This is a genomic window from Hydrogenophaga sp. GW101-3F08 (assembly GCF_059424585.1).
The window spans coordinates 95,471-116,998 of record NZ_JBWKZP010000001.1; the positions used below are offsets into that span (position 1 = coordinate 95,471).

At 65.1% G+C, this 21,528-nt stretch carries 20 protein-coding genes; 14 read left to right on the forward strand and 6 right to left on the reverse strand.

Annotated elements, in window-relative coordinates:
* Positions 1-8: 8 nt before the first annotated feature.
* Both AC07YZ_RS00450 and AC07YZ_RS00455 read right to left on the reverse strand, forming a co-directional pair.
* On the reverse strand, positions 9-1,319 hold the full coding sequence (locus AC07YZ_RS00450; RefSeq protein ID WP_494793289.1) for a vWA domain-containing protein: 1,311 nt from the start codon (positions 1,317-1,319) through the stop codon (positions 9-11).
* Complete coding sequence (locus tag AC07YZ_RS00455; RefSeq protein ID WP_494793290.1) at positions 1,316-1,669, reverse strand: ArsR/SmtB family transcription factor; 354 nt, start codon at positions 1,667-1,669, stop codon at positions 1,316-1,318. Before AC07YZ_RS00455 ends, AC07YZ_RS00450 begins: the two co-directional genes overlap by 4 nt.
* A gap of 201 nt (positions 1,670-1,870) precedes the next feature.
* On the opposite strand from AC07YZ_RS00455, the gene AC07YZ_RS00460 reads away from it, so the two are divergent.
* From AC07YZ_RS00460 to AC07YZ_RS00480, 5 genes are all read left to right on the forward strand, one after another.
* Positions 1,871-2,737: a GNAT family N-acetyltransferase gene (locus AC07YZ_RS00460; protein ID WP_494793291.1), complete on the forward strand. Its 867-nt coding sequence runs from the start codon at positions 1,871-1,873 to the stop codon at positions 2,735-2,737.
* A 128-nt stretch (positions 2,738-2,865) separates the two neighbouring features.
* Positions 2,866-3,786, forward strand: coding sequence for a UDP-2,3-diacylglucosamine diphosphatase (locus AC07YZ_RS00465; protein ID WP_494793292.1), 921 nt, complete (start codon positions 2,866-2,868; stop codon positions 3,784-3,786).
* Between the two features lie 46 nt (positions 3,787-3,832).
* Positions 3,833-4,951 carry a glycosyltransferase family 4 protein gene (locus AC07YZ_RS00470; RefSeq protein ID WP_494793293.1) on the forward strand — a complete coding sequence of 373 codons (1,119 nt, stop codon included), beginning with the start codon at positions 3,833-3,835 and terminating at the stop codon, positions 4,949-4,951.
* Positions 4,952-5,025: 74 nt separating this feature from the next.
* The gene (ppk1, locus tag AC07YZ_RS00475; protein ID WP_494793294.1) at positions 5,026-7,104 is read left to right on the forward strand and encodes a polyphosphate kinase 1; all 2,079 of its coding nucleotides are present in this window, start codon (positions 5,026-5,028) and stop codon (positions 7,102-7,104) included.
* Between the two features lie 10 nt (positions 7,105-7,114).
* On the forward strand, positions 7,115-7,597 hold the full coding sequence (locus AC07YZ_RS00480) for a SixA phosphatase family protein (protein ID WP_494793295.1): 483 nt from the start codon (positions 7,115-7,117) through the stop codon (positions 7,595-7,597).
* 9 nt (positions 7,598-7,606) lie between these two features.
* On the opposite strand, the gene AC07YZ_RS00485 is transcribed toward AC07YZ_RS00480, so the two are convergent.
* Positions 7,607-8,338, reverse strand: a complete 732-nt coding sequence (locus AC07YZ_RS00485) for a Crp/Fnr family transcriptional regulator (RefSeq protein WP_494793296.1) — start codon at positions 8,336-8,338, stop codon at positions 7,607-7,609.
* 308 nt (positions 8,339-8,646) lie between these two features.
* Here AC07YZ_RS00485 and AC07YZ_RS00490 point away from each other — a divergent pair, with 308 nt between their 5' ends.
* The 7 genes from AC07YZ_RS00490 (at position 8,647) to AC07YZ_RS00520 (ending at position 16,412) form a co-directional block, all read left to right on the forward strand.
* Entirely contained in the window at positions 8,647-9,120 is a 474-nt protein-coding gene (locus AC07YZ_RS00490) for a type IV pilin protein (RefSeq protein WP_494793297.1), read from the forward strand.
* Positions 9,120-9,713, forward strand: a complete 594-nt coding sequence (locus AC07YZ_RS00495; protein WP_226494749.1) for a pilus assembly FimT family protein — start codon at positions 9,120-9,122, stop codon at positions 9,711-9,713. The genes AC07YZ_RS00490 and AC07YZ_RS00495 overlap by 1 nt, the downstream gene beginning before the upstream one ends.
* Positions 9,714-9,715: 2 nt before the next feature.
* Positions 9,716-10,141, forward strand: coding sequence for a prepilin-type N-terminal cleavage/methylation domain-containing protein (locus AC07YZ_RS00500; protein ID WP_226494748.1), 426 nt, complete (start codon positions 9,716-9,718; stop codon positions 10,139-10,141).
* Positions 10,138-11,328: a PilW family protein gene (locus tag AC07YZ_RS00505; RefSeq protein WP_494793298.1), complete on the forward strand. Its 1,191-nt coding sequence runs from the start codon at positions 10,138-10,140 to the stop codon at positions 11,326-11,328. Before AC07YZ_RS00500 ends, AC07YZ_RS00505 begins: the two co-directional genes overlap by 4 nt.
* Positions 11,328-11,909, forward strand: a complete 582-nt coding sequence (locus AC07YZ_RS00510) for a hypothetical protein (RefSeq protein WP_226493318.1) — start codon at positions 11,328-11,330, stop codon at positions 11,907-11,909. Before AC07YZ_RS00505 ends, AC07YZ_RS00510 begins: the two co-directional genes overlap by 1 nt.
* Positions 11,910-11,932: 23 nt before the next feature.
* Positions 11,933-15,844 carry a pilus assembly protein gene (locus tag AC07YZ_RS00515; RefSeq protein ID WP_494793299.1) on the forward strand — a complete coding sequence of 1,304 codons (3,912 nt, stop codon included), beginning with the start codon at positions 11,933-11,935 and terminating at the stop codon, positions 15,842-15,844.
* Between the two features lie 313 nt (positions 15,845-16,157).
* On the forward strand, positions 16,158-16,412 hold the full coding sequence (locus AC07YZ_RS00520) for an energy transducer TonB (RefSeq protein WP_494793300.1): 255 nt from the start codon (positions 16,158-16,160) through the stop codon (positions 16,410-16,412).
* Positions 16,413-16,422: 10 nt separating this feature from the next.
* Here the strand turns inward: AC07YZ_RS00520 and AC07YZ_RS00525 are convergent, their stop codons facing one another.
* Both AC07YZ_RS00525 and ppx read right to left on the reverse strand, forming a co-directional pair.
* A complete protein-coding gene (locus AC07YZ_RS00525) occupies positions 16,423-16,944 on the reverse strand; it encodes a hypothetical protein (RefSeq protein WP_494793301.1) in 522 nt (173 codons plus the stop codon).
* A 108-nt stretch (positions 16,945-17,052) separates the two neighbouring features.
* On the reverse strand, positions 17,053-18,537 hold the full coding sequence (ppx, locus tag AC07YZ_RS00530; protein WP_494793302.1) for an exopolyphosphatase: 1,485 nt from the start codon (positions 18,535-18,537) through the stop codon (positions 17,053-17,055).
* Positions 18,538-18,814: 277 nt separating this feature from the next.
* Here ppx and AC07YZ_RS00535 point away from each other — a divergent pair, with 277 nt between their 5' ends.
* The gene (locus AC07YZ_RS00535; protein ID WP_494793303.1) at positions 18,815-19,732 is read left to right on the forward strand and encodes a cation diffusion facilitator family transporter; all 918 of its coding nucleotides are present in this window, start codon (positions 18,815-18,817) and stop codon (positions 19,730-19,732) included.
* A gap of 57 nt (positions 19,733-19,789) precedes the next feature.
* On the opposite strand, the gene arsC is transcribed toward AC07YZ_RS00535, so the two are convergent.
* A complete protein-coding gene (arsC, locus tag AC07YZ_RS00540; RefSeq protein ID WP_494793304.1) occupies positions 19,790-20,224 on the reverse strand; it encodes an arsenate reductase (glutaredoxin) in 435 nt (144 codons plus the stop codon).
* Positions 20,225-20,406: 182 nt separating this feature from the next.
* Between arsC and pstS the strand changes: the two genes are divergently transcribed.
* Complete coding sequence (pstS, locus tag AC07YZ_RS00545; protein ID WP_226493311.1) at positions 20,407-21,438, forward strand: phosphate ABC transporter substrate-binding protein PstS; 1,032 nt, start codon at positions 20,407-20,409, stop codon at positions 21,436-21,438.
* Positions 21,439-21,528: the final 90 nt, after the last annotated feature.

Sequence of the window (21,528 nt, forward strand, 5' to 3'; positions counted from 1 at the left end):
AGCTCCAGTCAGGCTTGGAAAGGAAAGGGGTTGGGGAGCGAGGCGGCGGGCGGCAGCACCACCACCGGCGAGAAGCCGCCGCCTTCGGTGCGGAAATTGGTGGTCTGGCCCGACCAGGTGCGCGCGGCCAGAAGCTGCACCTGGCCGCGGTAGGTGTAGGCGCGCAGATCCAGCTTGAGCAGCGTGGTCTGGCCATCGACGGACACCAGCCGCTCGCTGGGCGGCACGGTGGTCTGGGCCACGTAGTCGCCCGCGAGGATCTCGCCCCACACGCGCCGGGTGAGCTTGTCGCCGCGGTAGGCGGCGCGCGCGCCGAAACCGGCGGCGGGTTTGAAGAACAGTGTGCGCCGCTGGGCCCAGAGCGCGTCGGCGTTGGCGGCGGTGACGCGCTGCGTGGCGGGTACCACCTGGCGCAGCACGGCGCGATCGGCTTCGCTCACGCCCCAGGTTTCGAGCAGTGCGGGGTCGGACAAGGCGATCAGGTTGCGTTTGTCGGCGTACAGCGCATGCGTGCGTGGGTGCGGCGTGACCACGGCCGCACCCGCGCGGTAGGCCTGTTGCAGCGCTTCGTGGCCGTTGTCTTGCAGGTAGAAATCCGTCAGGCGGTTGTAGACCAGGTCCACCGGCATGCCATCCGGCAGGGCCGGGTGCCAGAGCGCGCCGTCGCGCCATTGCAGCTCGTGCGCATCGGCCACCACGGCGATCAGGCCCTGGGCGGCGAACAGCGCGCGCGCCATTTCGAACTCGGGTGCGAGGTACTGCTGGCCGGGCGCGTCGTCCACGATCAGCACGTTGCGCAGCGGTGCGTCGCCGCGCTGCGATTGCCATTCGGCGCGGAACATGGCGACGAACACTTCGTCGAGCCGCAGCAGCGTGTCCTCCGGGTCGAACAGCGGTTCGAAGCCGGCGCAGCAGGCGCGGTGGGCCCTGGCCAGCGCGGCGTTGAGCAGGGCGCCGCCGGCGTTGCTGTTGATCTCGATCAGCTTGGGGCCGTTGGTGGCGAGGTGGAAGTCGTAGCCCATGAAGACGCCGGCCGGGCCCCAGTCCAAAGCCGCGATCGGGTTCGCGCGCGCCAGAGCCTGCTCGCGCCAGACGGGCAGGGCGATGACGCGTTCCATCGCCTCCACGGCTTGCGCGATCTGCTGCCGCACCCCGGGGTCGAGGAACACGGCGCTGGCCGAAAACAGGTGCGGGTGGCTCTCAGCCAGCCGCGCGGTCAGGCCGCCGAGCGCCGGGCTGGTTTCCAGCTGCTCGCGCAGGCGTGAGGGCCGCAGGGTCTGGCAGGCGCAGCCCAGGTTGATGGCGTCGGCCAGGTTCATGGTGCGGTCCCGCAATCGCTGCAGCCGGCGTCCGCCGGCACTTCGCAGGCCTGACCGGCGCAGCAGTGTTCGGTGAGGTAGCCGAGCAGGGCGTTCATGCGGTCGAAGCTGGCGCGGTAGATCAGGTGGCGGCCCTGCGGCTCGGCGCTCACCAGGTCGGCGTGGGCCAGTTCCTTGAGGTGGAACGAGAGCGCGCTGGGCGACACCCCCAGCTGTTCGGCCAACACGCCGGGCGTGAGGCCGTCGGGGCCGGCCACGACCAGCGCACGGAAGGCGCGCAGGCGCTGCACCTGGGCGAGCGCGGCCAGCGCGCTCAAGGCCTGGGATTCCTGGGGGGTGGTGATTTCCATGTTTCAATAATACTTGAAATATGGAATCGTGCAATGGCCAGGGGCTGTCGGCGCTGGGTTTTTGTGGTGTGCCGGCCCTGTCACGAAAGCTTCACGCAAGTGCCACAGACGGGTCACGCCCGGTTCCCAGAATGCAGGTTCATGAACAACAGCCCAATCAACACCGCGCCTCTGGCAGGCGCAACGAACCTGGAGCCGAACATGAAAGAACTGCCCACCCCGACGCTGGACTTCTCGCCGGTCACCCGGCCACGGAGGTCACTTCATCCCCGCACCGATTTCCAGCCACAAGCCCTGGTGGCGCCTGCGCTGGGGACGCCTGCCGCAGGGAGCGGCATCGATGTCTCGTGGGCCCGGCATCTGGACGAGGTTCGTGAAGCCCAACGGCTGAGGCACGCCGTGTTCGCCGGCGAGATGGGGGCCATCCTGTCCAACGCCGTGCCCGGCCACGATGTGGACCTGTTCGACGACTTCTGTGAACACCTGCTGGTGCGCGACGCCGCCAGTGGTCGGGTGATCGGCACCTACCGCGTGCTCACGCCGGCCCAGGCCCGCCGCGTGGGCAGCACCTACAGCGACACCGAGTTCGACCTGACCCGCCTGCGCGGCGTGCGCGAGCGCATGGTGGAGCTGGGCCGCAGCTGCGTGCACAAGGACCACCGCCACGGCGGCGTGATCATGGCCCTGTGGGGCGCGCTGGCCGAGTTCATGGTGCGCAACCAGCTCGACACCATGATCGGTTGCGCCAGCATCCCCATGCAATACGAGGGCCCGCACGGCGTGGTGGGCGGTGGCCATGCGGCGGCCAGCATCTGGCGCCAGGTGAAAGAGAAGCACCTGGCCCCGATCGACTGCCATGTGCGCCCGCGCCTGCCGCTGCCCATCGAGCAACTGGACGACACGCTGGACGTGGAGCCGCCCGCGCTGATCAAGGGCTACCTGCGCCTGGGCGCCAAGGTGCTGGGCCCACCGGCCTGGGACCCGGACTTCAACGCCGCCGACCTGCCCATGCTGATGCGCATCACCGACCTGCCGGCGCGTTATCGCAAGCACTTCTTGAAGGATTGACCCCCCCGCCGCGCTACGCGCGACCCCCCAGGGGGCGGCACTGGCCGTCCGGCAAAGCCGGCCCGGCGGTGCCCTTGGGGGGAGTCACTTCTGCTCTGCTGGGTTTGCTGTGATCCAAAGGAACAAAGATGAGAACGACCTTTGAAGCATTGGGCGGTTGGGGTTTGGTGGCGGGTTTGCCGCCGACCCAGGACGTTGGCGATGACCACCCGGGTGGCAGTGAAGCGCCCCGCTACCGGGCCGTTTTCATTTCCGATCTGCACCTGGGCACGGCGGGCTGCCAGGCGGGGGCCTTGTTGGCGTTCCTGAAACACCACCCGAGCCAGACGCTGTACCTGGTGGGCGACATCATCGACGGCTGGCAGTTGCGCCGCAAATGGTTCTGGCCGCAGGCGCACAACGACGTGGTGCAGAAACTGCTGCGCCGTGCCCGCAAGGGCTGCCGCGTGGTGTTCGTGCCGGGCAACCACGACGAGTTCGCGCGCCAGTTCCACGGCCACAATTTCGGCGGCATCGAGGTCAGCAACGAGGCTGTTCACACCACGGCCGACGGGCAGCGCCTGTGGGTGGTGCACGGCGACCATTTCGACGGCGTGATCCAGTGCGCCAAGTGGCTGGCCTACGTGGGCGACAACCTCTACGAGTTCACGCTGCGGCTGAACCGCCACCTGAACTCGCTGCGCGCTCGCCTGGGCCTGCCGTACTGGTCGCTCTCGCAGTATCTGAAACACAAGGTCAAGAGCGCGCTGAACTACGTGACCGATTTCGAGCGCGCCGTGGCGGCCGAGGCGCGGCAGCGGGGCTACCAGGGCGTGGTCTGCGGCCACATCCACCGGCCCGAAATGCGCACCATCGACGGCACGCTCTACTGCAACGACGGCGACTGGGTCGAGAGCCTGTCGGCCCTGGTGGAACACATGAATGGCCGGCTGGAGCTGGTGCACTGGCGCCCGAGCGCCAGCCCGGCGGCGACCGCATCCGCGGAGCAGCCGGCGCCGGCCGCGGCCCGGGCCATGGATGAGGCATGGCGCGAACGCAGCAGCGCCTGAACGGCCGCGCGCGCCACCGAATTTGGAGAACAGGGGAGACACAGATATGAAGATCGTGCTGGTGACGGATGCCTGGCAACCCCAGGTCAATGGCGTGGTGACCACGCTGGTGGAGCTGGTGCGCGAGTTGCAGGCCCGCGGCCACGAGGTGGTGGTGATCCAGCCCGGCCAGTTCCGCACCCGGCCCTGCCCGGGGTACGCGGGCATTGACCTGGCCCTGTTTCCCGGGCGCCAGCTGTCGCAGCTGATCGACGCGGCCCAGGCCGACGCCATCCACATCGCCACCGAGGGCCCGCTGGGCTGGGCGGCCCGGCGCCATTGCCTGCGCCGCCGCCTCGCGTTCACCACCGCGTTTCACACCAAGTTCCCGGAGATCCTGCACGCCGCCCTGGGGGTGCCGCTGTCCTGGGGCTACGCGCTGTTTCGCCACTTTCACCGCCCCAGCAGCGGTGTGATGGTGCCCACCGTGGGGGTGCTGCAGATGCTGCGCCAGCGCGGGTTCGGCCAGCTGCGCGAGTGGACGCACGGGGTGGACACCCGCCTCTTTGCCCTGGCCGACGAAGCGCAGGTGTATCCACCGCTGGGCCAACTGGCCCGGCCGGTGAGTCTGTTCGTGGGGCGCCTGTCCTATGAAAAGAACATCGGGGATTTCCTCGACCTGGACGTGCCGGGCAGCAAGGTGGTGTGTGGCGTCGGCCCGCTGGAGACGGCCCTGCGCGAGCGCTACCCCAACGTGCACTGGCTCGGCGTGCTGCCGCGCCACGAGCTGGCGCAGGTGTACGCGGCCGCCGACGTGTTCGTGTTTCCCAGCCGCAGCGAGACCTTTGGCCTGGTGATGCTCGAAGCCATGGCCTGCGGGGTGCCGGTGGCGGCCTACCCGGTGGACGGGCCGCTGCAGGTGGTGGCCGACAGCGGCGCTGGCGCGCTGCGCGACGACCTGCACGAGGCCTGGGTGGACGCCCTCAAGGTCAAGCGCCACGAGGCCCGCGACCGCGCGCTGCTGTTTGGCTGGGGCCGGGCGGCCGAGCTGTTCGTGTCGTTTCTGGCGGTGGCACCCGCCAGGACCACGACGCCGCGCAGTACCCGCCCGGGTGCGCCAGCGTCGCAGGGGCCGGTGCTCAAGCGTGTCAAACTGTCACACAAACGTCATCCCGCCGTTGAATAATCGTCAAACAGGCGTGCCCTTGCCGTTCGTCGGGGGAGGCGAGGCGGGCATGGCCGCACACCTTGACGGAACCCATGAGCGCCAACATCAACAACAACCGCCTGCAATTCCTGGACCGGGACCACAGCATCCTGGCTTTCAATGAGCGGGTCATGGACTGGGCCCGCCGCCCCGACGTGCCGCTGCTGGAGCGGCTGCGCTACCTGAGCATCGTGTCGAGCAACCTCGACGAGTTCTTCGAAGTGCGCATGGCGCCGCACCTGAGCGCGTACAAGGCCAACGAGCAGCGCGGTCTGTACACCGCCGCCACGCACGATCAGGTGTCGGCCAAGGTGCACGAGCTGGTGTCCCAGCAGTACGCGATCTACAACGACGAGCTGTTGCCCCTGCTGGAGAAAAAAGGCATCAAGCTGGTGGCCCACGGCGAGCGCAACCCACGCCAGCGCCGCTGGGTGAAGGACTTCTTCGCGCGCGAGGTGCAGCCGCTGTTGCTGCCCGTGGGGCTGGACCCGGCGCACCCGTTTCCCCAGGTGGCCAACAAGTCGCTCAACTTCATCGTGCGGCTCACCGGCAAGGACGCCTTTGGCCGCGAAAACGAGATCGCCATCGTCAAGGTGCCGCGCATCCTGCCGCGCTTTTTCCGCATGCCCCCGGTCAAGGGCTCCAAGCAGACCCACTTCGTCTCCATCTCCAGCCTGATCCGCTCGCACCTGACCGACCTGTTTCCGGGCCGCCAGGTGACCGAGTTTTCCCAGTTCCGCGTCACCCGCCACTCCGATCTGGCGGTGGACGAGGAAGAGGTGAAAAACCTGCGCACCGCGCTGCGCAAGGGGTTGCAGCAGCGCAACTATGGCGAGGCCCTGCGGCTGGAGGTGTCGGCCGGCTGCTCGGAATACCTGTCTACGTTCCTGCTGGCGCAGTTCGCGCTGCCCGTGCAGTCGCTCTACCGCGTGCCCGGTCCGGTCAACCTGGTGCGGCTGAACCAACTGATCGACCAGGTGGACGCGCCCGCGCTGCGCTTCGAGCGCTACAACGCCGGCTGGCCGATGCAGCTCAACCCGGGGCAGTCGTATTTCGAGCGGCTGCAGCAGGGCGACGTGCTGATCCACCAGCCCTACGAGAGTTTTGACGCCGTGCTGGCCTTCTTGCGCGAGGCGGTGGAAGACCCGAACGTGCTCGCCATCAAGCAGACGATCTACCGCACCGGCGCCAAATCCGAGCTGATGGACCTGCTGCGCGAGGCCGTGCGCCGGGGCAAGGAAGTCACCGCCGTGGTGGAGCTCAAGGCGCGCTTCGACGAAGAGGCCAACATCAACTACGCCGAGCGGCTGGAGTCGGTGGGGGCCCAGGTGGTCTACGGCGTGGTGGGCCTCAAGACCCACGCCAAGATGCTGCTGATCACCCGCCGCGAAGACGGCCGGCTGCGCCGTTACGGCCACCTGTCCACCGGCAACTACAACCCCGGCACCGCGCGCCTCTACACCGACCTGAGCTACCTCACGGCCGACGACGCGCTCACCGCCGATCTGGAACAGATCTTTCTGCACCTGGCGAGCCAGAACCGCCTGCCGCGGCTGAACAAGGCGCTGATCGCGCCGTTTCATCTGCACAAGGCGATGCTGGAGAAGGTCGAGGCCGCGGGAGCGGCCGCCAAGGCCGGCAAAGAGGCTCGCATCATCCTCAAGATGAACGCGCTGACCGACGAGCCGCTGGCGCGCGCGCTGGCACTGGCGTCGCAGCAGGGTGTGAAGATCGACCTCATCGTGCGCGGCGCCTGCATCCTGCCGGCCCAGGTGCCCGGGGTGACGGACAACGTGAACATCCGCTCGGTGATCGGGCGCCTGCTGGAGCACTCCCGGGTGTTCTATTTCCGGGTCGATGGCACGGACGAACTCTGGCTTGCCAGCGCCGACTGGATGAACCGCAACATGCTGCGCCGCGTGGAGCTGGCCTGGCCCGTGACGGACGCGGCCCTGCGCAGCCGCATCATGGACGAATGCCTCTCGGCCTACCTGCACGACACCAAGGACGCCTGGCTGCTCCAGCCCGACGGCCGGTACGTGCCCGCGGCCATCACCGGCACGGGCAAGACGCGCGCCGTGCTGCATTCGGCCCAGGCGAGCCTGATGGCGCGCTACGGCAGCAAAGGCTAGGAGCCACGGTATGGACCTGATTCTGTGGCGCCACGCCGAAGCCCAGGACCACCCCGATCTGCTTGGGGGGCAGCAGGGCGATGCGCAGGACCTGGCCCGCCGGCTCACGCCGCGCGGTGAAAAGCAGGCCGCCCGCATGGCCGCCTGGCTCGACCGGCAACTGCCCAACGGCGCGCGCATCTACGCCAGCCCGGCGCACCGCTGCGAGCAGACGGCGCTGGCGCTGGGGCGCAAGTTCAAGCTGCGCGACGAACTCGCGCCCGAGGGCGACCCGCTGGCCCTGCTGGAGCTGGTGCAGTGGCCCCATGGCAAATCCACCGTGGTGGTGATCGGCCACCAACCCACGCTCGGCCGCGTGATCGCGCGCCTGCTCGGTCTGGCCGAGGAAGATTGCCCGATGAAAAAGGGCGCGCTCTGGTGGTTGCGCCAGCGCGAACGCAACGGAACCCTGCAGACCCTGCTGCTCACCGTGCAGACGCCCGAGCTGCTCTGAGGGGCCCTTTCAAGGGCCCGGCTCCATGGCCCAGGGTGGGCTCGACGTGGTCGGGCCGCCGCACGATTTTTCATCGGTGGTTGCGCGGGTGCGCAGTTCGACGATGCCGTAGCTTCGGGCTATCAAGCCCACCTCTTCCAGGTACTTCAGTGCGCGGTTGGCGCTCTGACGGCTCACGCCCAACATCTGGGCGATCACCTCTTGCGGGATTCGGACCCGCTTCTTGGGTGTGACCCGACTGCCGTAACCGGAAGCGATGCGTTCGAGGCGCCTGAAGACGCGTTGCTCCAGCGGGAGAAAGGCCTGTTCCTGGATAACGTCCAGGGCCACACGGAGCTTGCCGCTGGCCAGCACGCCAAGGTCCCGCCAACACAGCGGGTGTGCATTGAGCCAGGGTTCCAGCACGGCGCCATCGACACACAGAACCTTGGTGTCGCCATTGGCATGGGCAGAGAAGTGCCGCGGCCTGCGATCCAGGGTGGAGATCTCTCCAAACCATTGAACGGGTTCCACCTGCGACAACACGGCCACCTTGCCATCCCTGTCCACATTGCTGACCAGCAGCGCACCGTCCAGGACGCAGAACAGCCCCTGACTGGGTTCCCCTTGAAGGAACAGATCCTCCCCATGGGCCAGCCGCACGGGTCGGGCCATGGACACCAGGGCCATTTGCAGCTCGCTGTGGCAGGAGCGGTACCAACGGTCCGAACTGAGGGCGCGACGAAGTGTGACGTTTTTCATAAAAAAACAAACGATTGCAGTAGTCGATGTAAGCATAGTTGTTACATGTCAACACACTGTAAAAAGTTTGACACTCGCACGAAGTGCGTTCTCCCAGAATCGCGCTCCTCATTCACCGCCCTCAGCTTGGTGACCGATACGCGGTCCACCAGATGCGTTCACCAACGCAAACCCTGAGAGGCTGCAGTTCACATGGTTTGCTCATGAACCGATCACCGTTGAAGTGTTTTTCCGATGGCCCATCGTGGGTCGGCCCGCCCGCGTCAATCGGGGCTGGGTCCTCAGGATGGACGCATGAAACCGCGTTGATGTCCCGGACTGGCCGGTGCCTTCCCCATGGTCAGGGAAGGCACCAGGGCTTCACCTTGATCGAATTGATGATCACGGTGGCCGTGGTCGCCATCCTGACCGCGCTGGCCTTGCCTTCCTACCAGGACTATGTCTTGCGGGGCCGTCTGGTCGATGCCACGACGGCGTTGTCGTCGCTGCGAGCACGCATGGAGCAGTACTACCAGGACAACCGCACCTACAAAAGCGTGAGCAAAACCATTGTCAGTCCATGTGCCAACAGCAGCATGGCGGGCACATTCACCGTGAGCTGCCCCACGCTGGAGGACACCAGCTACCTGCTGGAGGCCAAGGGAGCGGGGTCGACCGTTGGCTTTGTCTTCACGATGGACAACAACGGAACCCAGGCCACGACCGGTTTGCCCAAGGCCTGGGGTGAAGTTCCCAAGGCCGGCTACGCCTGCTGGATCGCCAAGAAGGGTGGAACGTGCTGATGCTCCGCGCCCGGCGTTCCTCCCAGTGGGGGTTTACGCTCATCGAGCTGATGGTCGTGATCGTGATCGTCGCCGTGTTGGTGCTGCTTTCCGTGCCTTCGTTGGGGACCTGGGTGGCGGATGCCAGCATTCGCAACACCTCGGAATCACTGATGGGGGCGTTGCGGGTGGCGCAGTCCACCGCCGTTACCCGGGGCAAGACCACCATGCTGGTGCGCACGGCTGCTGCACCCGCCTGGAATGCCCCCGCCAGTTCCGCGGGAAGCAACTGGTACGTGCGTGCGCTCCCGCTGGCCGACTCGGACGAGAAGGCCAGCGCAGGTGATCTTGTTCAAGCCACCAGTCTCGGTACCCAAAACGGCGTGAGCATCGCGGGCCCTTCGGTGCTCTGCTTTGGTGCGCAAGGTCATCTGGTCAGCCGCACAAAAGATGAAACCGGTGTTGATGCGGCCTGTGACGTGGCGAACCCCGCCGAGTTTGACGTGACACGGGGTGCGGGCAGGGCCTTGCGGCTGCGTGTCTATTTGGGCGGTCGGGTACGCATGTGCGACCCGGCCAAGGAACTGTCCGACAAAGATCCGGACGGATGCTGACGATGACAACACAACGAAATCTGCCAAGGGGCGGCCGCACTGCCCGGCGAAGCGCAGCACTTGGCATGAGCCTGATCGAGGTCATGGTGTCGCTCGTGATCTTTTCGGTCGGTGTGCTCGGGCTGGTCAGGCTTCAGGCGCACGCGATCCAAGTGGATACACAAGCCGGCGACAGAAACCGCGCGGCGGATCTGGCCAACGAGGTCGTGACGCTGATGTGGACCAACCAGACCAGCGATCTTTCAAAGGATGCGCTGAAGGCATGGAACGCTCGCGTGGCAGACACCGCGCACGGGGGATTGCCCAGCGGCAAGGGCGTGGTGAGTGCGAAGGAGGGGGTGGCGACGGTCACGATCACCTGGCACCCCCCATGGCGCGCGGCGACCGAACCCGATCAAACATACCTGACACAGGTGGCGATCCCATGAACTTTGCCCATTCCTTGCGTCATCGCCAGCGGGGCGTCACGCTGATCGAGTTGATGGTTGCCTTGTTGGTGGGCCTGTTCCTGACGCTGGCGGTCTACATGGTGATGAGCAACTTCGAGTCGAGGCGACGCACCAACACCGCGGGCTCGGAACTCGACAAGGCAGGGGCACTGGCCATGGCGCAGATCGATCGCCAGCTGCGCAGCGCCGGCAGCGGGTTTGCGCAGGCGGCCAGCTTTGCCTATGGTTGTGCGCTGCACGCGTCGAAGTCTGACCAACAGATTCTTCCGGCCAAAGATGCCCTCGCTGCACCGTTTGCCAGCGTGGATCCCGGAACCTCAGGCGTTTTTCGGCTGGCGCCGGCACTGATCCTTCCCGGGCAGACCACGCCCGGAGCCAGCGGCAAAGCGTCCGACGTGCTGGTGATCATGGCATCGGCGGCGGCCTGGGGCGGTGTTCCCGCGCCGTTCACCGAGGCCGCGCAAGCCGCTGCATTGACACTGGCCAACACCTTGCCGTTCTCTCGCAACGATCTGATGTTGCTCAGTGATGAGCAGCCCGCCGAAGCCGGTGGCGTGGCGCCTTGCCTGGTGACGCAGGTCAGCTCGTCGGCCACGACGGGCTCGGCCACCAACGCCCTGGCGTTGGCCGGCACCTGGTATTCCGCAACGGTGGACAAAACGGCTGTGACCGGTTATTCGGAAACCGGGACGGCGACCGTGCTGGGCAACGCCGGGTTGGGTCGACTGCCCGAGTTTGTGCTCGTGGGCGTGGGTGACAACAACACGCTCTATACGCACGACCTGCTCCAGACGACGGACACGCCCCTGCAGGCCACGGCCGAAGGCGTGTTCGAGCTGCACGCGCTCTATGGCATCGATACCAATACCGACAAGAAGGTTGACCTGTGGGTTTCGCCCACAGACAGCAAGTCGGGGTACGGGCTGTCCGATCTGTCGGACGGCAGCCTGGCGGCGGCGGGCAAGCTGCGAAACATCAAGGCGATCCGGGTCGGTTTGATTCTGCGAACGGCTCTGCCAGAGCGCGACGAAGTGTCCTCCGCAACGGTGACGTTGTTCAACGACATCAATGGCCTGACCCACACGCGTGACTTGACGTCCAGCGAGCGGCACTACCGCTACAGAACGCTGGAATCCACCATCCCTTTGCGCAACAACTTCCTGTGATGAAAACCGTGTTCTTTCGTCGCCAGGAGCAAGGCGTTGTACTCATCGGTACCTTGTTTGCCCTGGTCTTGTTGATGCTGGCCGCCGCCGCGATGCTGAGGTCGTCGGACATCTCGGCCATGTTGGCGGGCAACCTGTCGTTCCAGCGCGACCTCACCAACCAGGCCGAGCGAGGCTTCGCCGCGGCACGAAAACTCATGGGTTCTGGCGCATTGGCGACCGAGTCGGCACGGGAGTCGAGCCTGGCCTCGGGCAATTACGCGGCCGCGAGACTGACCACCAATGCCAGCGGAATACCCAAGGTCCTCACCAGCGAGAGCACCTACAAGGATGCGAAATATTCCGTCGCCGACATCAGCGAAAACGGCGTGACCGTGCGCTTCGTTATCGATCGTCAGTGCCTCGCCGCGGGCGCGTTCAACGAGGCCAATTGCGAGACCTCCGCCGGTTCATCAGACGCTTCCGGCTCCAGCTGGTTGCGCAAGCCCGGGAGCGAGAGGCGACCTTTGTACCGCGTCAGTGTCCGTGTGACGGGGCCGCGCAACACCCAAGCCTTCTTTCAATCGACGTTCGCGCTTTGAACGTTCAGCACAGCATCTCTGCCATGGAACAGCCACGCCTTTTTTCCTTTCGTATCGGCCGACACGCCAAGGCACTGCTGTGTGCCAGCCTGAGCGTTCTGTCATTGCTCGGGCCGGGCACGAGCCAGGCCGTGGACCTGGCCGACCAGCCCATGCTGTCCACCGTCAACGTGCCGGGCAACCTGATTCTGGCCCTGTCGGTGGAATGGCCGACGGCGACAACGCCTGCCTATAACAGCATCGACGGTAAAAAGATCATTCCCTACAACGCTTCCAACACCTACCTGGGGTACTTCGACCCGGAAAAATGCTACGTGTACGAAGCCGTCAACACGGGGGGGAAGGACTCGCCAGACTATTCGACCAGCTATTTCTCTCCGAGCTCGTTCGCGTCGAAACACAGCTGCAGTGGCAAGTGGAGCGGCAACTACCTCAACTGGGCGGCGATGCAGACCCTGGACGCGTTTCGATGGGTCATGACCGGGGGCTACCGCAGCACCGACACGAAAGACACCACGATTCTCACCAAGACCTACGCTGCGCAGAACAGCAGTTCGACGATTCCGAACAAGACCATTTCTGGATTGTCTTCGGTTTCTGGTGCGACACCATTGGCTTGGGACGCGGCTACCACCCGGCTGCGCGCCCTGGGAACGGCAATGCACATCACCAAGAGCGGGAGCATCGACGGCGAAACGACGGTTCCGGTCGACTACACCAACCCGGAGAAGGTGAGTGATAGCACCGTCTACCGCGTCTACATCAATGTCAAGGTGTGTGATGCGGGCCTTGGGCTGGAGAGCAATTGCACCAGTTACCCTTCGAAATATGCGAAACCGGAAGGGCTGATGCAGCAATACGCATCAAAGCTGCGCTACTCCGCCTTTGGTTACTACAACCACAATGGTTCAGCAAGCCATCAGCGCGATGGAGGGGTGATGCGGGCGGGGATGAAATTCATCGGCCCGAAGGCACCGGTTCCTGGCAAGCCTGCCATCACCAACGATGCGACGGAGTGGGACGCACAGACCGGCGTCATGCTCACCAACCCGGACAGCAGCGCTGCCACTCAAACCGAGGCTGATGCCAAGAAGGCGAATTACACCGTCTCCATCCCCAACAGCGGGGTCATGAATTACCTCAACAAGTTCGGCTATTCGGCCAAATCGTACAAGTCGCACGATCCGGTCAGCGAGCTTTACTATGCCGCGTTGCGTTACTTCAAGAAGCAGGGGAACCTGAATCAGTACACCGACTTGAAGGGGGCAGATTCCGCGGCAACGGCCAACACTTGGCTGGATGGGTTTCCTGCCATCACCGATTGGAAAGACCCGATTGCCTATACCTGTCAGAAGAACTTTGTCCTGGGCATCGGTGATGTCAACACACACCGGGACGCCAACCTCCCCGGCAGCACACTGCGCAGCAAAAGCACGTTGGATAGCACCAACCCGGCCGTTACGGACGATCCTGTCGACGTGGCGGCGGCCACCAACATGGTGGGGCAACTCGAGGGGCTCGACAAGCTCGGGGACAGGTTCGTTGACCTCGGCGGGCGTAGCTGCCTTACGACTGAATCGAAAGACGACGATCGCAGTTTGAATCGGTGCAACAGCTATTACCTGGCTGGCTTGGCCTATGACGCCCATACCAAAGACATACGGCCCGACCTGATCGGGTCGCAGACGGTCAACAGCTACTTCATGGATGTCCTTGAGAAGCAGAAATACGCTTCCAAGAACCAGTACTGGCTGGCTGCCAAGTACGGGGGCTTCAACGTTCCATCCGATTTCTCTCCCTACGCCTCCAGCAACGGGACCAGCACCATTGCCGAAAAGGACTGGTACACGTCTTCCGACACGATGGTGATCAGCGAGGACGAAACGGACAAGCGGCCGGACAATTATTTCCCCGGCAATCGCCCAGAGCTGATGAAGTCGGGTCTGACGGCGGCGTTCGCCAAGATTGTCAATGAGACCGAATCGGCCACCGGCACGGCGTTGTCCACGGTGTCGCCCAATGTGTCCAGTGCCGGGACCGCGAGCTATGCCGCATCCTACGACCCCACCAACTGGACGGGCGAACTGGTCGCCTATCAGCTCACCTACGACAGCAAGGGGAATCCGACCAGTGCCGAAAAATGGAATGCGAGGGCCTTGCTGAGCGCATCCACGATGACCGAATCGAAGCGCAAGATCGTGACGTGTTGCAAGAAGAGCGGGGACGCGTTGCCTTTCACGTACGACGCCATGAAGGATGCGTCACTGATCAGCAGGACCGATCTCTCAAGCTTTGCCAAGGTACCGGGCGTTTCTGGGGACGCGCAGTCGACCGAGAACTACATCAAGTACCTGCGTGGCGACACGAAACAGGAAGTGGCCAACGGTGGCGCCTACCGCACGCGGCCGTACCGGCTTGGCGACATCGTCAACGCCAAGCCCAATGCCGTGGGCAAGCCCGATTTCCCTTATTTCGACGTCTACAACCCGGGTTACAGCGCGTTCAAGACGACCCATGCCAAGCGTTCGACCGTGGTGTATGTCGGCGCCAATGACGGCATGCTGCATGCCTTTGACGGAAGCATCGACAAAACCGATTCCGGGAAGGAGCTGTTTGCCTACGTGCCCAGCTTTGTCTATGGCGACAAGAACACCGCCGCCACGTCCGGCCTGGCGGCCCTGGGCAACCCCAGCTACAGCCACCGCTACTATGTGGACGCGACCGCGGCCCACTTTGATCTCGACTTCTCAAAAACGCACGGTGCGGCCGACGCAAAAACGCGCGACTGGCGCACAGTGCTTATCGGCGGCTTGGGAAAGGGGGGCAAAGGCTACTTTGCGATCGATGTGACCGATCCCTCGGAATGGACCGATGAGTCGAAGGTGGCGAGCAAGGTTCTCTGGGAATTCACCGACGAGCGCATGGGTTACACCTACGGGCGACCCAGCGTGGTCAAGACCGCCAAATACGGTTGGGTGGTGCTGTTCACCTCGGGCTACAACAACAGCGACGGGAAGGGCTATTTCTTCATCGTCAATCCCGCCAACGGAGAGCTGCTCGAGGCAGTGGAAGCCCCAGGGGGATCAAGCTCCGATCCTCTGAACATCGGCGAGCACACCGCCTACGTGTCCAACTACAACGACATGACGGCGGACGCTGTGTACGCTGGCGACCTGGCGGGCAATGTCTGGCGGCTGGATCTCACAGGCAAGATTGGAACCTACGATGCACCGAAGCTGATCGCCACCTTGGCCAATGCCAAGGACGTCGCGCAGCCGGTCAGTACCCGCCCATTGATCGAGGTGGAGCCCAACTCCGGCAAGCGCTATGTTCTCCTGGGTACCGGCAAGTTGCTGGCCGACAGTGATATCGCCAACGGCGACGTGCAGAGCCTCTACGCCATCGTCGACGGCACCGGCAAACATGGGGACTTCTACACCGGCTCGACCTTGCCCACTGGTGTCATTTTTCCCGTCACGCGCTCGAAACTGGAAGAGAACAAAGACTTGCTGGTGGGCATTGGCAGTAAGCCGACCTCCAGCATGGGGTGGTACTTTGACTTGCCAGTCACCAAAGGCATTGCGCAGCGCGTGAACGTGAATCCGACCGCCAACCAGGGCGTGGTCGCGTTCGTGGCGAACCTTCCCAATGGGCAGGCATGCTCGCCAGGCGGCGTCGGTGCCCTCTACGCCACGGCCTTTGCGGATGGCAAGACCGTGCTGACGGGCACGGATGGCAAGGCCGTTGCCTGGTTGTCGCCCACCAATGGGGTGCTGACGGATGTCGCGATTCAGCGTGTGGACGATAACCTGCGGCTCATCGTCGGCGGCAACGATGCCAATGGGGACCCGACCGTTGCGAAGGCTCCTGCCAAGCTGACGACCGCATCTGGCCTGAAACAAATGAACTGGCGCGGTGTGACTTCGTCGAAGTGACATGGGTCTCGGTGCCCGCATTTGCATCACGGCCCTGGTATTGGCGCTTCACGTTGCCGCCATCGCCTGGTGGGGGGGGCAGCGCGTCGTCCGGCCATTGGCTCCGAACGGGCCCCTGTTCGTGCAGGCCCGTATGTTGCCGGAGGGGGGTGGTCGGTCGGCTGCGGTTCCAGCTCCGGCCATGGCCTCACCCAGATCCAACCCCAAGAGCGAGGCATTGGCAGGAGGGCAGGCCACCGTTTCAGCGGCTTCTTCATTGCCCAAGGCCGACAATGTGACCCAGGAAGTTGCCGGGGAGGGACTGCGAGCCCCCATGCCACGGTCGGCCCCAGACCTGGAGCAGCTTCAAGGCCTGACGTTCTCCGGCCTGCCGATCCGCCTGCGGCTGGTCATCGACGACCTTGGTCAGGTCCGTGACGTGATCGTGCTCTCTTCGTCGGAAGCGCCCGAGGTGATGGAGGCTATCAGCCGGGTGCTTTCACACACAGCGTTTGTTCCTGCGCGCCGGGACGCGGTCGATGTGGCGACCGAAATGGACATTGAGCTGTTCTTCGGCCCCGGGGCCTGAAAAGGGTGGTTCAAGGCGCCGGTTGGGCGGCGACCTTCCTGGTGGCCGCTTTTGCCGGGGTCTTCAAGGCGGGTTGGGCCGGCTTGCGGGGAGCGGCTTTTGCGGCGGGTTTTGGTGCGGTCTTCGTGGCAGCTTTGGGTGCGGCCTTGGGCGCCGCGGCCTTCACGGCGGTTTTTTTCGCCACCAGCGTTGCCTTGGGGGTCGTGGGTCTGGCCGCCGCGGGCACCGAAGGGATCGCGGTCGTCGGAGCGGGCGGTGCGGCTTTGGCGGATGCCTTGGCGGGGCCCTTGCCCTTGGCGCTGGGGCGGCCCGTCTTGAGGGTGGGCACGGCGGCCAGGGCAGACTTGAAGGCGCCGTCGTTCAGGCCCTTGAGCACGGTGAGGCCGGCGCGCAGCAATTCACTTTTCTTCACCGAGGTGCCCAGCGCGATGGCGCGGGTCTTGAGCAGGTCGATGACGGCGTATTCGGCCTTGGGGATGGTGAAACTGTCGCGCACGAGTTTGGGGGTCTTGGCGGTGTTCTTGCTGGCCATGGGGAAGCTCCATAAAGGTATAAACGGTATATACAGTTTATAACAATATCGGAACCACCTCTCGGCGCGGTCCGGGCGGGCAGGGCGACCATGTCGCAGGCCCCGGCATCACCGGATATCCGCAGTGAACTTCCAGGCCGTCTTTTGCCAGGCCAGCACCTCTTCTCCCAGCAGCCAGGCCGACTGTGGGTAGCGCTTGGCCCAGCCCGGGTTGGTGGCGAGTCTGAACGCGCCCGGCTTGAAGCTGAGCTTCACCGACTCGTGTTCGGGCATCTGGCGCGCATGGCACAGCAGCACCGCCAGGCGCAGGCTCATGAGCTGCTTGGCGAACAGCTCGTCGCCCAGCGCCTGCTCCAGCTTGCGCAGCTTGCCGCGCTGGCCCAGCACCAGCTGGCTCATGCGGTGCAGCTCGGGGAAGGAAAACCCGGGCGCGTCCACGTTGTCCAGAATGTAGGCGCCGTGGTGGTACGAGCGGTCGTGCGAGATGTGGGTGCCGATCTCGTGCAGGCGCGCGGCCCAGGCCAGCTTCTGCGAATAACGTTCGTTCTGCGCGTCCACCGCGGCGATCTGGGAGAACAGGGCGGTGCTCACCGTGCTGACCCGCTGCGCCTGGGCTTCGTCAACGGAAAAGCGCTCGGCCAGCCAGCGCACGGTGCGCTCGCGCACGTCGCCGCCGTGGGTGTCGCGGTCGATCAGGTCATACAGGGCGCCCTGGCGCAGCGCGCCCTGCGCGGGCAGCATCTGCTGGATGTCGAACAGGTCAAAGATGGCGCGCAACACGCTCACGCCGCCGCCCAGCACGGCCCGGCGGTCGTCCTTGAGCCCGTCGAGCCGGACCTGTTCCAGGTTGCCGGCCTTGATCAGCCGCTCCACCAGCCAGTCCAGCCCGGAACGGGTGATCACGCCGGAGGCCCAGCCGTTGGCGGCCAGGATGTCGGCCACCGCGCCCACCGTGCCCGAGGAGCCGTAGGCCACGTTCCATTCCGAAGGGGGGAAGGTGTCCAGCGCCTCGTCGAGCACCGCCTTGGCCGCGACTTCGGCGGTCTTGAAGGTGGGAGCGGTGAACTGGCCCTTGGGGAAGTAGCGCGTGGACCAGGCCACGCTGCCCAGCCGGTACGACTCCATGCGGCGGGCTTCGTAGCCTTCGCCCAGGATCATTTCGGTGGAGCGCCCGCCGATGTCCACCACCATGCGCTTTTCGTCGGATTGCGGCAGCAGGCGCGACACGCCCTGGTAGATCAGCCGGGCTTCTTCGTGGCCCGAGATGACTTCGATGGCGAAGCCCAGGATGGCTTGCGCGTTGCGCAGGAATTCGTCGCGGTTCTTGGCTTCGCGCAGGGTCTGCGTGGCCACGGCGCGCACCTGCTGTTTCTTGAAACCGTGCAGACGCTCGGCAAAGCGGGCCAGGCACTCCCAGCCGCGCTGCATGGCGGCCTGGTTCAGCACCTTGTTTTCGTCCAGCCCGCTGCCCTGGCGGACGGTCTCTTTCAGGTATTCGATGCGTTCGATGTGGCCCGAGTGGAAGCGGCCGATTTCGAGCCGGAAGCTGTTGGAGCCGAGGTCGATCGCGGCCAGGAGGGTTCCGTTTTGCATAGGGAGAGATGACCACGGCGGCTCCCATGGGGGCCGGTGGTCCGGGAAGTCGGATGAGGAGCCCGGATTGTGACGCATGGAGTGCACCCCCAGCGCCCACGGTCGCCCGCGCGGGCGTGCGGAAAATTGAAACCGTTTGTCTGTGTCGCGGCCCCGGACGGTCGCAGCGGGCTGCCGGCTGCGACGATGCTTGCACCCCGGCCGAGCCGTGGTGACCCGGCTTGACGCAGCGCGCGGGCGTGCGATGCTCGGTGCATCGCGCCACTTGAACATCCGCATGAACGCCGGCCACGACCATCACCACGACCACGCGCCCGACAACTTCAGCCGGGCCTTTGCCATCGGTATCGGGCTCAACACCATCTTCGTGGTGATCGAAGCGTTTTATGGCTGGAAGATCAATTCGCTGGCGCTGCTGGCCGATGCCGGACACAACCTGAGCGATGTGGCCGGGCTGGTGCTGGCCTGGGGTGGGGCGCTGGCGGGCAGGCTGCGCCCCAACGCCCGCCATACCTACGGCTGGAAGCGCGGCGGCATCATGGCCGCCTTTGCCAATGCGCTGTTGCTGCTGGTGGCCATTGGTGCGCTGGCCTGGGAAGCGGTGGGGCGCCTGATGTCCCCCGACCCGCTGGCGGGCGCCGAAGGGGTGACCATCATGGCGGTGGCGGGGGTGGGCATTGTGGTGAACACGGTCACCGCGCTGCTGTTCATGCGAGGCGGCGAAAGGGACCTGAACATCCGCGGCGCCTTTCTGCACATGGCGGCGGACGCGCTGGTGTCCGTCGGTGTGGTGGTGGCGGGCGCGCTCACCTTGTGGATGGGCTGGGCCTGGCTGGACCCGGTGGTGAGCCTGGTGATTGCGGCGGTGATCCTGTTCGGCACCTGGACGCTGTTCCGTCAGTCGCTGCACCTGCTGTTTGACGGTGTGCCCGACAGCGTGGACCTGATGGCCGTGCGCCAGAGTCTGCTGGACCTGCCTGGGGTGACGCAGGTGCACGACCTGCACGTCTGGGCCATGGGCACCTCGCAGATCGCCATGACGGCGCATCTGGTGACCCCCGAGGGCCACCCGGACGATGCGTTCTACCGCGCCGCCACCGATCTGCTGCACGAGCGCTTCGAGATCACGCACGTGACGCTGCAGGCCGTGCGCGAGCCCTTCATGCCGCTGTGCGGCGACGTGAGCCCCCTGTGACGCATCCAGCCGGCGCGCCCGGCCGGCACGATTGGGTACCCCGCGTCAACGAGCGGGTCAGCGAGCGGCCTTGACCGGCCGCCCCGCCATGTCCACCACCGGCTCGCCGTCTTCCTTGGCAAACGCTCCGCGCTGTGGCTGGGGCAGGATGTCCAGCACCTGTTCGGACGGGCGGCACAGGCGGGTGCCGAGCGGCGTGATCACGATGGGGCGGTTGATCAGGATCGGGTGGGTCAGCATGGCGGCAATCAGCTCTTCGTCGCTGCGCTGGGGATCGTCCAGCCCCAGCTCCTGGCACAGGGCTTCCTTGCTGCGCATGAGGTCGCGAACGCTCAGGCCGCCGTCGGCGATCAGCCGCAGCAGGGTGGGGTGGTCGGGTGGGGTTTTCAGGTATTCGATCACCTCGGGCTCGGTGCCGCTGTTGCGGATCATGGCCAGCGTGTTGCGGGAGGTTCCGCATTTCGGATTGTGGTAAATCGTGACTTTGCTCATGGGGGCTCCAGATGGGTTGCGCAGTGTATCGGCCCGCGGCCCGTGTTGCAGGGTCCGTTTTTTTCGGCGGGGAGGGGCGGCCACGTCGATTCGGGAAACGGTCTTGTGAATGTCACAGAGATGTCACATTGACTCCCTAGAGTCCGGGTTGTGAATCTGCTTCAACCAACGCGAGGACTTCCATGAACACCAAACGCACCCTGCTGAAAACCATCGCCGCCGCGGCATTCGCCTCCATGGCCATGGGCTCGGCCCTGGCCGCCGACATCACCGGTGCCGGCGCCACCTTCCCGTTCCCGGTCTACGCCAAGTGGGCCGAAGCCTACAAGGCAGCCACCGGCACGGGCCTGAACTACCAGTCCATCGGCTCTTCGGGTGGTCTCAAGCAGATCCGCGCCAAGACCGTGACCTTCGGTGCCTCGGACGCCCCGGTCAAGGGTGAAGAGCTGGACAAGGACGGCATGGTCCAGTTCCCGGCCATCATCGGTGGCACCGTGCCCGTGGTGAACCTGGAAGGCTTCAAGCCGGGCGAGTTGCGCGTGACCGGCCCCGTGCTGGCCGACATGTTCCTGGGCAACATCAGCAACTGGAACGACCCCAAGCTGGCCGCACTGAACCCGGGCAAGAAGCTGCCCGACCAGGCCATCACCATCGTGCACCGCGCCGATGGTTCGGGCACCACCTACAACTGGACCGACTACCTGACGACCATCAGCAAGGATTGGGCGGACAAGGTCGGCAAGGGCGCCGCCGTCAAGTGGCCCGCCGCTTCGTCGGTGGGTGGCAAGGGCAACGAAGGCGTGGCCGCCAACGTGAACCGCGTCAAGGGTGCGCTGGGTTACGTGGAATACGCCTACGTGAAGAAGAACAAGATGAACTTCATGCAGCTGCAGAATGCCGAAGGCAAGTACGTCAGTCCTGACGACAAGACCTTCGCCTCCGCCGCGGCCGGTGCTGACTGGTTCAGCGTGCCGGGCATGGGCGTGTCCATGGTGAATGCCAAGGGCGCCGAGAGCTGGCCCGTCAGCACCGCTTCGTTTATCCTGATGTACAAGCAGCCTGCCGACAAGGTGGCGTCCGCCGAAGCGCTCAAGTTCTTCGACTGGGCCTTCAAGAACGGCAAGCAGCTGGCTTCCGACCTCGATTACGTGCCGCTGCCCGACTCCCTGACCGATCAGATCCGCGCCAAGGTCTGGAACCAGGTCCAGAAATAAACCGGATTGGGTAAGAAGGCATCCGCCGGCCGGCGCTGAGCTCGCCGGCGGATGCTGTTTTGTGGTGGGTTCGAAGCCAACCGACGGGAG

Bases quoted from the DNA above. Each gene is read 5' to 3' on its own strand.
- AC07YZ_RS00510 (WP_226493318.1), top strand. From the start codon at position 11,328: ATGAAAACCGTGTTCTTTCGTCGCCAGGAGCAAGGCGTTGTACTCATC.
- AC07YZ_RS00520 (WP_494793300.1), top strand. From the start codon at position 16,158: ATGCCACGGTCGGCCCCAGACCTGGAGCAGCTTCAAGGCCTGACGTTC.
- AC07YZ_RS00500 (WP_226494748.1), top strand. From the start codon at position 9,716: ATGACAACACAACGAAATCTGCCAAGGGGCGGCCGCACTGCCCGGCGA.
- AC07YZ_RS00490 (WP_494793297.1), top strand. From the start codon at position 8,647: ATGTCCCGGACTGGCCGGTGCCTTCCCCATGGTCAGGGAAGGCACCAG.
- AC07YZ_RS00485 (WP_494793296.1), bottom strand. From the start codon at position 8,338: ATGAAAAACGTCACACTTCGTCGCGCCCTCAGTTCGGACCGTTGGTAC.
- AC07YZ_RS00495 (WP_226494749.1), top strand. From the start codon at position 9,120: ATGCTCCGCGCCCGGCGTTCCTCCCAGTGGGGGTTTACGCTCATCGAG.
- AC07YZ_RS00515 (WP_494793299.1), top strand. From the start codon at position 11,933: ATGGAACAGCCACGCCTTTTTTCCTTTCGTATCGGCCGACACGCCAAG.
- AC07YZ_RS00465 (WP_494793292.1), top strand. From the start codon at position 2,866: ATGAGAACGACCTTTGAAGCATTGGGCGGTTGGGGTTTGGTGGCGGGT.
- AC07YZ_RS00480 (WP_494793295.1), top strand. From the start codon at position 7,115: ATGGACCTGATTCTGTGGCGCCACGCCGAAGCCCAGGACCACCCCGAT.
- AC07YZ_RS00470 (WP_494793293.1), top strand. From the start codon at position 3,833: ATGAAGATCGTGCTGGTGACGGATGCCTGGCAACCCCAGGTCAATGGC.
- AC07YZ_RS00455 (WP_494793290.1), bottom strand. From the start codon at position 1,669: ATGGAAATCACCACCCCCCAGGAATCCCAGGCCTTGAGCGCGCTGGCC.
- AC07YZ_RS00505 (WP_494793298.1), top strand. From the start codon at position 10,138: ATGAACTTTGCCCATTCCTTGCGTCATCGCCAGCGGGGCGTCACGCTG.
- ppk1 (WP_494793294.1), top strand. From the start codon at position 5,026: ATGAGCGCCAACATCAACAACAACCGCCTGCAATTCCTGGACCGGGAC.
- AC07YZ_RS00460 (WP_494793291.1), top strand. From the start codon at position 1,871: ATGAAAGAACTGCCCACCCCGACGCTGGACTTCTCGCCGGTCACCCGG.
- AC07YZ_RS00450 (WP_494793289.1), bottom strand. From the start codon at position 1,319: ATGAACCTGGCCGACGCCATCAACCTGGGCTGCGCCTGCCAGACCCTG.
- ppx (WP_494793302.1), bottom strand. From the start codon at position 18,537: ATGCAAAACGGAACCCTCCTGGCCGCGATCGACCTCGGCTCCAACAGC.
- pstS (WP_226493311.1), top strand. From the start codon at position 20,407: ATGAACACCAAACGCACCCTGCTGAAAACCATCGCCGCCGCGGCATTC.
- AC07YZ_RS00525 (WP_494793301.1), bottom strand. From the start codon at position 16,944: ATGGCCAGCAAGAACACCGCCAAGACCCCCAAACTCGTGCGCGACAGT.
- AC07YZ_RS00535 (WP_494793303.1), top strand. From the start codon at position 18,815: ATGAACGCCGGCCACGACCATCACCACGACCACGCGCCCGACAACTTC.
- arsC (WP_494793304.1), bottom strand. From the start codon at position 20,224: ATGAGCAAAGTCACGATTTACCACAATCCGAAATGCGGAACCTCCCGC.